At 50.1% G+C, this 9568-nt stretch carries 11 protein-coding genes and 1 other annotated feature; of the genes, 6 read left to right on the top strand and 5 right to left on the bottom strand.

The annotated features are described in order from the left end of the window. Both ACYC56_RS09290 and ACYC56_RS09295 read right to left on the bottom strand, forming a co-directional pair. Window positions 1–375, bottom strand: a 375-nt coding sequence (locus ACYC56_RS09290) for a homocysteine biosynthesis protein (RefSeq protein WP_461373902.1), incomplete at its 3' end; no start/stop codon positions are given. Window positions 376–461: 86 nt separating this feature from the next. Further along, window positions 462–729, bottom strand: a binding site (T-box leader). A gap of 156 nt (window positions 730–885) precedes the next feature. Next, on the bottom strand, window positions 886–1299 hold the full coding sequence (locus ACYC56_RS09295) for an OsmC family protein (protein ID WP_461373903.1): 414 nt from the start codon (window positions 1297–1299) through the stop codon (window positions 886–888). Window positions 1300–1556: 257 nt separating this feature from the next. Between ACYC56_RS09295 and ACYC56_RS09300 the strand changes: the two genes are divergently transcribed. From ACYC56_RS09300 to ACYC56_RS09310, 3 genes are all read left to right on the top strand, one after another. Then, complete coding sequence (locus ACYC56_RS09300) at window positions 1557–2282, top strand: ATP-binding cassette domain-containing protein (protein ID WP_461373904.1); 726 nt, start codon at window positions 1557–1559, stop codon at window positions 2280–2282. After that, window positions 2267–3493, top strand: coding sequence for a SufB/SufD family protein (locus ACYC56_RS09305; protein WP_461373905.1), 1227 nt, complete (start codon window positions 2267–2269; stop codon window positions 3491–3493). The genes ACYC56_RS09300 and ACYC56_RS09305 overlap by 16 nt, the downstream gene beginning before the upstream one ends. Before the next feature lie 77 nt (window positions 3494–3570). Then, window positions 3571–3786 (top strand): heavy-metal-associated domain-containing protein, encoded by a 216-nt coding sequence (locus tag ACYC56_RS09310; RefSeq protein WP_461373906.1) that lies wholly within the window; start codon window positions 3571–3573, stop codon window positions 3784–3786. A 52-nt stretch (window positions 3787–3838) separates the two neighbouring features. Here the strand turns inward: ACYC56_RS09310 and ACYC56_RS09315 are convergent, their stop codons facing one another. Then, the gene (locus ACYC56_RS09315) at window positions 3839–4438 is read right to left on the bottom strand and encodes a hypothetical protein (RefSeq protein WP_461373907.1); all 600 of its coding nucleotides are present in this window, start codon (window positions 4436–4438) and stop codon (window positions 3839–3841) included. A 327-nt stretch (window positions 4439–4765) separates the two neighbouring features. Between ACYC56_RS09315 and ACYC56_RS09320 the strand changes: the two genes are divergently transcribed. Continuing rightward, a complete protein-coding gene (locus ACYC56_RS09320) occupies window positions 4766–5059 on the top strand; it encodes a hypothetical protein (protein WP_461373908.1) in 294 nt (97 codons plus the stop codon). 137 nt (window positions 5060–5196) lie between these two features. Here ACYC56_RS09320 and ACYC56_RS09325 read toward each other — a convergent pair whose 3' ends face one another. Further along, window positions 5197–6057, bottom strand: coding sequence for a DUF166 domain-containing protein (locus ACYC56_RS09325; RefSeq protein ID WP_461373909.1), 861 nt, complete (start codon window positions 6055–6057; stop codon window positions 5197–5199). 109 nt (window positions 6058–6166) lie between these two features. Further along, window positions 6167–8269: a DNA helicase PcrA gene (pcrA, locus tag ACYC56_RS09330; protein WP_461373910.1), complete on the bottom strand. Its 2103-nt coding sequence runs from the start codon at window positions 8267–8269 to the stop codon at window positions 6167–6169. Between the two features lie 525 nt (window positions 8270–8794). On the opposite strand from pcrA, the gene crcB reads away from it, so the two are divergent. Both crcB and ACYC56_RS09340 read left to right on the top strand, forming a co-directional pair. Beyond that, a complete protein-coding gene (gene crcB / locus ACYC56_RS09335) occupies window positions 8795–9145 on the top strand; it encodes a fluoride efflux transporter CrcB (RefSeq protein ID WP_461373912.1) in 351 nt (116 codons plus the stop codon). 8 nt (window positions 9146–9153) lie between these two features. Further along, on the top strand, window positions 9154–9504 hold the full coding sequence (locus ACYC56_RS09340) for a DUF190 domain-containing protein (protein WP_461373911.1): 351 nt from the start codon (window positions 9154–9156) through the stop codon (window positions 9502–9504). The last annotated feature ends 64 nt before the right edge of the window (window positions 9505–9568 follow it).

The following is a 9568-nucleotide window of genomic DNA, read 5'->3' on the forward strand; positions in this document are numbered from 1 at the left end:
TGCGACCAGTTTGACGTTCTTGCCGGCGATCAGGTCCTCGATGACATGGGCACCGCCATATGACATACCCAGGATCTCGGAGGGTTCGGTCGCCCCGATGTATGCATCGACCGCTGCCACACCCGCGTACGCCTGCACATCATTAAGCCAGACTTTCGCCATTCTTATCGGTGGGTCGGAATGGCCGAAATTGATGAAAGCCCCTGTCGAGCACATGGGTCCGAATGTCCCCGTGGTTATGACATCCACCTTCTGGGCTGCTTTCGCAACGCCCTCGTCTTTTACGATGTCGATGATTTCTTCAGCGGTCACGACAACCGCTTCGCCGCGTCGAATCTTTTCGTTGATTTCTTCGTACGTCTTCTTGACGGCCATATAACCTCCTTTTCACCGCGCCCGCCTGTTGGCAGGGCTTTTATTGGTCTTACATAATAAAAATAATAAAAAAACCCCTCAATCCCATATGGGACGAGAGGAAATTTCCCGTGGTACCACCCAAATTCAACCTGCCCCATTCACGTCAAGAAGGTGTCCTTCTTTATCGGGGCCGGCTGCTCTTAATCCAGGTAACGGCTGGAACCGTCCGGTTCTACTCGGGCGCTCGGTTGGGGCCTTTTCTTCCGGAAGCTCTGGGGCCATGTTCGGTCGTCTCGCCGCCCCGGCTTTCACCTTCTCCGGGTCGCTTTAGCGGTCGACATCAGACCTACTCATCCCCATTATCGCTGTATCTCTATCGTATCTCTGTTCCATCTCTACAATATCACTGCTAAACGGATTAGTGATATTGAATTTAAGCTAACACGGCGTTACGTAGATTGTCAACAAAGCTATGAAGTCAACAATGTTTTTAATGCCGAGAGCCGAATTCCCGAAAGGGCCGCAGAATTAGGGCTCGATCACATATTCGTGTGTGATGTTGGGCTGGCCCGCCAGGGTTGCCCGTATCGAGCAGTACTTCTCCTCGGACAACTTGATCGCCGATTCGAGCGCCTTCACATCGATATTTTCGCCTCTTACTCTATAGATGAGCTTAATATCGTTAAACGGTTTCGGAAATTCCTCCTCCTGGATTCCCTCGATCTCAACCGAAAAACTCGTTACCTTTTGGCGTTTCTTTTTCATGATCGATATGACATCGATTCCCGTGCACCCGGCGAGCGCGATAAGGAACAGCTCGGTCGGCTTCAGCCCGGCCCCTTCCCCGCCACCTTCAGGGAGAGAGTCCATCACCACGGGCATATTGCGTTCGTTCATCCCGACAAACTGCTGACCATCCACCCACTTTACTTTTGCTTTCATGCTTCACACCGCTTTCCCAAGAGTTATTCTTTATCGGGCCTGTAGCTTCTAGAAAAATGCTTTTGTTTATCCTACGACCTTTGGTGTATGGCTTCAAGTTCGCTAAAAATATATTTTTCTATAAATTACAAGGTTAAACCGCCAATCTTTGACCTACATCAAAGATTACCTATTGCCTAGACCTATATAATTATAATTAGACAATAATTTGGACCGTAAATCAGATAACAATTAAGTAAGTGCAGAAAGGAGTTCTGATGCTTGAGTTAATAGATTTGAAAGTCGAAGTTTCCGGCAAGGAGATTCTGCATGGGGTCGATCTCAAGATAAATGACGCAGAGACACACGTGCTCTTTGGGCCGAACGGCGCGGGCAAAACAACCCTGCTCATGTCGATGATGGGATTTCCGGAGTATAAAGTAACCGGCGGAAAAATCCTGTTTAACGGCGAAGACGTCACATATATGCCGCTTCATGAGCGTGCCAGGAGGGGTATTGGGATGAGCTTCCAGCGCCCGCCGACAATCAAAGGGTTAAAGACCCACCAGATAATCGAGCTTTCGGCGCGAAACGGGGGCTCGGTAGACGACATCGCTAATGAGGTCAATTTAGGATACCTGCTGAATAGGGATGTTAACGATGGATTCTCGGGTGGCGAGATCAAACGGAGTGAGCTGGCGCAACTCATGGCTCAGCAACCGAGTTTCGTTCTTTTAGACGAACCCGAGTCGGGTGTCGACCTTGAGAATATCTCCCTTTTGGGGGGCGCGATAAACAAGCTGCTGCAAAAAGACCTTAAGAGGCGGAGGGTGAACTCCGGGTTGATCATCACGCATACCGGCTACATCCTCGATTACGTCGAGGCCGATATAGGCCACATCCTGGTCGATGGAAGAATCGCCTGCGGCGGCAATCCTAGAGAAATGCTCAGTCACATTAAACAGAGCGGATATGAGGTGTGCGCAATATGTCCAAGTTGCTAGATAATTTAACCGGGCGCGCCAGGGCGGCGGTCGACAAGAAGGCGCCTTTCGGCGAAGATATCGACCTTACGAAGTATCTCAAACCGTCCGAGCAGTATGAATACATAGAAAACCTTGAAGCAATGCCCGAGGAAGACAAAGAACGGTTGCTTGCTGTGGGCGTCGACACCAAGGAGGAGCAACGCTCGGGCAGTTTCGTCCAGCATAACTCCACCGTCTCACACCGTCGTTCGATGCAGGAAGGCGTCGAGGTCATGGGAACGGCTGAAGCGCTTGAGAAATACGATTGGCTACAGGAGTACTGGTGGAAAGCTGTGGCCGTTGACCAGGATAAATACACGGCTCACGTGCAGCTGCACCAAAACGACGGCTACTTCTTACGAACAATGCCCGGCGTTAAAACAACATACCCGCTGCAGGCCTGCCTGTACCTGCACGAGGAGCAAATCGCGCAAAACGTGCATAACATCATCATCGCCGAAGAAGGTTCGGAGTTGCATATCATAACCGGCTGCACAACGGGGCCACACGTTAAGGAAGGTATTCACCTGGGCGTTTCGGAGTTCTTTATCAAGAAGGGCGCAAAGGTCTCCTTTACGATGATTCACGGCTGGAACGAGAACGTTGCGGTAAGGCCGCGAACAGGTGTTTACATCGAGGAAGACGGCGTCTTCCTGTCTAACTATATCCTGCTGAGAAAAGCACACTCCCTGCAGATGTACCCGAACGCGTACCTTATCGGTAAAAACGCGACCGCCCGGTTCAACTCGATCATCGCCGTCCCGGAGGGCTCACATGTAGACGGCGGGGCGCGCACCTACCTGCGTGCGCCCGGCGCCAAGGCCGAGATAATCTCGAGGACGATTTCGACCGGCGGAACGGTCATCTCACGCGGGCACATGATCGGCGAGGTGCCGGGGGTAAAGGCCCATATGGAGTGCAACGGCCTGATTCTCTCCGAAACCGGAATCGTATCTGCGATACCCGAGCTTGAGGGGCGTGTAAACGATGTCGAGATGTCGCACGAAGCTGCAGTGGGTAAAATCGCGAAAGAAGAAATCGAGTATCTCATGGCGAGGGGTTTAAGTGAGGACGAGGCGAAGTCTACGATCATCAGGGGATTTCTTGATGTCGATATTATGGGACTTCCGCCCCACCTCGAAGCATCTATAAAGAAGGCCGTTGAAACCGGTCAAAAAGGCTTTATGTAAGAAGTTTAGACCACTCTGATTCTGTGGCATAAAACAGATGAGTTTCAATGTCTATTGCACAGGAAGGAGATGTTTTTGTGGCAAAAACGACCGCAAAACTCTATGCTCCATCGGCAAATTGCGACCATTGCGTACAGGCGATCGTGAGTGGCCTCAAGGGAACCCCGGGTGTTGAGAACGTAATGGTGGACCTTGAAAACAAAATGGTTACCGTCATCTATGATACGGAGTATCTAAGCGAGACCGATATACGACACAGGATGCGAGATATCGGCTATGAAGCCGTAGGGTAAGATAAAAAGTCCCTTGCAGACAACCTGTAAGGGACTTTTTTGTGAGTGAACGCTATTGGTCTGTATCTGAATCATTTCGCCTCAGATATAAGAACAGGATCAAGAGGGCTGCGGGGATTAATACCTCTGTGTAGATTAGCTTAGAGCTGTTAGGATTTTTCGTAAGGTCTTGTTTGCGCGCAGATTCGGACTCGATGCGCTCCATGCCCTCTATGAAGCAGTTGTAAACGCACGTATAGGGTTGGCGATCAACGTTGACGCCCTGGTAGATAGAGACAACCCGACCGTTTTTAATAATGCCCATCGAGTTGGGGTTCCAGCAGCTATACTTACCCTCGTAATCCTTTGATAGCAGCATAAATACTTCGGTTCCTACACCGGGGATGCCCGGTGTACCGTCAAACCAATCGCTCGACTTGATTTTTATGGTCTTTTCGCCGAAGTTGCCGATCAACACCTTCTTTATCGCGAACTCACCAATCACCCGCCCTTCTTGTTGAGAGCGCTTTTCGACCTTGGCAATTACAATCAGCTGCGATTTAGTAATCATATCGGCGGGAGAGCAGAGGAGAAGCCTGGCGTATACATAAGACGGGGTCAGCAAGCTGAGTGCTGCCACAATAATCACCAGTTTCACAGCAACGCGTTGCATGACCATACCTCCGCGGATTTAATCAGTTGACATCCAGGCAAATCAAAGAGTCACGCTTGTCGTACAAACAGGGGCCAGTACTATTGTCCCCACATAGTACTATATCATAACACTACTATTATAAGTGTCAATCTTTCAGTTAATGATGTATATTTTAATGCCTGAACGACATTTTATACCCTACCGCTAACGGCCTCAACCGTACCACTTACCCGGCTGTTCCTGCAGTTTGCCAGGTTTTTGTTAAGGGATGGGCGTAATGCTGCGATAATTACAATTACACAAAGCAGTACCATTAAAGGTAAGAAAACAACGGAGGTGAGACTGGTGGCAAAGGCGGCTCTATTAAAAGGGATCTTACGTAGGGCTGGGGTTTCCAGAAAGGCGGATACCTTTAGCGTAGTAAGAATCGAGCGTATCTTAAGCGAGCTTGGGATACAGGGCTATGAGTTTGATTTCGAGCCGAGGGTTATTCGACTTAGCAATGAGGCGGACCTCACAAAAGTCATGCTTCACTTCATGCCATCGGGCATCACTGAGGATAGCGACATTGCCATCTCAAAGCTTAACAATGACGTGGCATTTAGAATCGGCTCGTGGCAGTTCGAAGCCAGGATATAGGCCGAGATATATTGTTTATGGCACTACAAGTCGTGGTTTCATATAGCGATTATATTATTATAAGAAGACCAAAGCGCGGTATCGGATACCGCGCTTTGGGTTGTTCCCTGTTGGTTTGCTCTCTTAAATAGGTAAGTTTAACCCACGCTAGAGCATTTACCAGGTTCTCCTAAACGATCACCTGTGCCGCCCCCAAGGGTTTTCCTCAAGATGTCCATCATTATATAGTTAGCTTTATGGGTTATACTGTCCTTAAACTCTGGGTCTACCTTCGTGCTTGCCGTGCATGGGTAGCTTGAGAGACCCTTGCATGCAACCCCAAGGATACTGTCATCCGCGGGGCGCCCTTCGAATATACGAGCCAGATAGTAGGTTGCGCCGCAGGGGGCGCTGGTGAGAACATCCACATCTGCGATGACACCATTACTAATGATGAGCTTGACCTCCGGACGACCCACCTTGAATTCTTCTATGAATTTCTTAATGTAGATAGAACCATCGCCGGTAAGGTCGCAGAAAGGCTTCGGTGCAGCGAATTCCAGGCCAAGATCGGCGCATTCTTCTTCAAGTCTTCCCTTTACCCAGCCGCCCAGCCAATCGGGGTCTTCAACCGGCACGATCAACGCTTTACTACCTGCCCGTGCGGCCAAATGAGGGATTTCCATTAAGAGATCGCTGTGGATATTTATCGCAATCGTTATGTCGTGGGCCGGAAGCTCGCCCGGTAGATAGTCCTCGGGATCATCTATAAATTGGTCGGTTAAAAGCGGCAGCTTCAGATGCCCGGTGATCCGGCCCGAAAGGTCATCCACGAACCCCAGGCGGCAGCTTATACAATCCTCACCGCAAGCGGTACAAAGATCCTCGTCATTCTCCAGGTGCTTTATAAAGCGCTGTGCGTAGTTCTCGTTAAACTCTACGGCGTAATCGATCTCGTCTTTCTTAACAATAACGGGTTTGGCACCCGCAGATACGATAAAAATATTAATTGCAATCACCCATTTAATTTACCACGACTTTTGTTGTAACCAGTGGCGGCTATTTCAACTATAGCACCGAAGCGGGATACGAGAAAAGAATAGACTGAAAGGGGAAGTCTTTAGTTGTCTACCGTTTCTCGAGCGGGGCGTAATTCAACAGCAGGGTTTTTTCACCCTCGATGGCGAATATGACCGTTACCTGGTCGGCGCCCTTGACCGCCGTTATGCGTCCCTCTCCGAATTTTTTGTGAAAGACGTTATCCCCGATATTGAAAACGCCGATCTCGGATGGCGGTTTCGCTTTTACATCGACCTGCTCGGCGTTCTCGAGAAGCTCCGCCGGGATCTCCTGCAGGAAGCGCGACGGGGAATTGTAGTTTACCCCGCCCCAGAGATTTCGCGACCAGGCATTACATAAATAGAGCTTCTGCATAGCCCGGGTGATACCGACATAGAAGAGACGACGCTCCTCCTCAAGTTCGCTAGTATCGGTCATCGAGCGGATGTGCGGGAAGATGCCGTCCTCCATCCCGACGATAAAGACGATGTCAAATTCGAGACCCTTTGCATTATGCACCGTCATCAGCGTCACGGCGTTGTTGTCGTCATCGTAGCTATCGATATCCGTGATCAGTGCTATCTCCTCTAGAAACTCGTCGAGCGTGCAAGAAACACGGCTCTCCTCGAACTCTTTGATAACACCGATAAACTCACGAACGTTTTCCGCCCTGCCCTCGGCTTCCATTGTGCCCTCGGCCTCGTACATCGCAAGGTAGCCTGTCGTATCCAGCAATGCCTTGGTGAGGTTTTCCAGGGTCTCTTTCTCTTTGATCCCCTGTAGTTCATCGAGCAGGAACAGGAATTTTTTGATATTCTTGACCGCCGCGGTCGAGAGCTGGTTTATATCGTCGACGTTGTTAAGCGCCTGGGCAAAACTTATGCTGTGCTTGAGCGAGTAAGCATCGACTTTCTGGATCGTCGTGTCGCCAAGGCCACGGCGTGGGACGTTGATAATCCTCTTTAAGCTGACCGTATCCTGTGAATTTGAAAGCACGCGCAAGTAGGCAAGGATATCTTTTATCTCGGCGCGCTCGTAGAACCTTAAGCCACCGATAATCCTATAGGGTACGCCGTAGCGCAGGAAAATCTCCTCGAGAACACGGGATTGGGCGTTCGTGCGATAAAACACGGAGAACTCTTTGTACTGCCTGCCCTTCTTTACCATCTGCTCGATTTCGCCGGCGACAAAGGTCGCTTCCTCATGCTCGTTTTCGCCCTGGTAGCGGATGATGAGGTCCCCTTCACCGTTTTCGGTCCAGAGCGCCTTCGGCTTTCGGGAGCGGTTGTTCTGCATGACAAAATTAGCCGCGTTAAGGATCGTCTTTGTCGAGCGATAGTTTTGCTCGAGCTTGATAACCCTGCAATCCGGGTAATCGCGTTCAAACTCGAGGATATTGCGTATGTCAGCGCCACGGAACTTATAGATAGATTGATCCTCATCGCCGACGACACACAGGTTGCGGTACTTGCCGGCCAGGGTTCTCACCAGCTCATACTGGGCGAGGTTGGTATCCTGATACTCGTCGACCAGGATGTATTTGAACTTTTCCCGGTAGGCCTCGAGAACCGATGGGAAGAGCTGGAACAAGTTGACCGTCACCATGATGAGGTCGTCAAAATCAAACGCGTTGCTCTTGTAGAGGCGCTCCTGGTATAGCTTGTAGACATCGGCGACCACCCGCTCGGCGTATGTTTGCGCGCGCATCCCATAGGTTTCGGCATCCATCAACTCGTTCTTGGCGCTTGAAATGACGGCGGCGACTTTATTTGACGGGTAGCGCTTATTGTCGATGTTTAAATCCCTCATGCAATAGGTTATGAGCCTGCCCGAATCGTTGCTGTCATAAATGACGAAGTTCTTGCTGTATCCAAGGCGCTCGGCTTCCTGTCGCAGAATCCTCGCGCAGGTCGAGTGAAACGTGCTTATCCACATAACACGGCTTACCCCGCCCACAAGCGCGGCGATACGCTCCTTCATCTCTTTTGCCGCTTTATTCGTAAAGGTAATCGCCAGCATATCCAGGGGATTTACCCCTTTTTCTTTTATAAGGTACGCTATCCTATACGTGAGCACCCTCGTTTTGCCGCTTCCCGCCCCCGCAAGGATGAGAACCGGCCCGTCTTCATGTGTTACCGCTGTTTGTTGAACTGGATTGAGCTTATCAAGCATCTATGCAACCCCTTGTTTTATGTTGTGCTACGTAGCTGGTTTTCTTTATATTGCCGTTTGCGCACGAATAAGGCTTATCAATAGATAGAAGCCAGGAGTCAGGAGTCAGAATCCAGAAGAATTACGAATGGCGAATTATGAATTAGTGAAGGCCTAGAAGTGGGTTTTTGGCTTTATTCTGGATTCTGGCCCCCGGTTTCTGACTCCTGCACTACTTCTGCTCTTATTGTAGCCGGATTGGGGTGCTTCTCGCAACGGAGGCTAGGCGTTGGTTGACTTTGTGTTTTGCCGACAGTAAACTCAACAGTAAGCGATGGGGCTCGCTTTTTTGCCGATCAATCGGATGATGGCTCCTACCAACAAGGTAGGGGCTTTTTTTATAGAATCCAGAAGAATTTCGAGTGTCGAATTACGAATTGGTGAAAGTCTGGAGAGTGGGTTCTCGTTTTATTCTGGATTCTGGCTCCTGGATACTGACTTCTGCATTTTTGGGGGTGAGATAGGATTAAGCTTCTTTATGTTGGAATTGGTGGTCTTTTAGGGGCGATTGTGCGGTACCTGGTCGGAGGATGGATAATGGGGTCGGGTAGGTTTGTTTTCCCGCTGGGAACGCTTATCATAAATGTAACCGGATCGTTGCTGCTCGGGCTGTTCTTTGCCGTTGCGGTCGAGCGCATGGGTCTCGACGGTTTCTGGCGCCCGTTTTTTGCGATAGGGTTTCTGGGCGCCTACACCACGTTTTCAACGTTCAGCCTGGAGACCATGAACCTGTTTGAAAGCGGCAGCTTTATACTCGGCGCCGCCAACGTACTGGCAAGCGTTCTCTTCTCCCTGGTAGGCGTTTACCTGGGTCTATTAATCGGAAAGAATATATAGGAGGTCGTATGAAACTAACCGGTTCAGGCAAGCTTGTGCGAATATTCGTTGGGGAATCCGACCAGTGGCACCGTAAACCTCTCTACACCGCAATCGTCGAGCGCGCTCGCGAAGAGGGTTTGGCGGGGGCTACCGTGATCCGGGGTGTTGAAGGGTTTGGCGCCCACAGCCGCATCCACACCATGCGTATCCTGCGCCTCTCAGAAGACCTGCCGGTAATCATAGAAATCGTCGACCGTGAGGATAGGATCAATCAGTTCTTACCGATCTTGGATGAAATGGTCACCGAGGGATTGGTGACCATCGAAAATGTCGAAGTATTGATTTATAGACACAGGTTCGGCGAGGATGATCAATAATCTCTACTGTTCATAGACATATGATTCTCCGTAATCATTAACCCGGGGGCAAATGCGGCAACCG

The organism is Candidatus Aquicultor sp. (assembly GCF_054640775.1).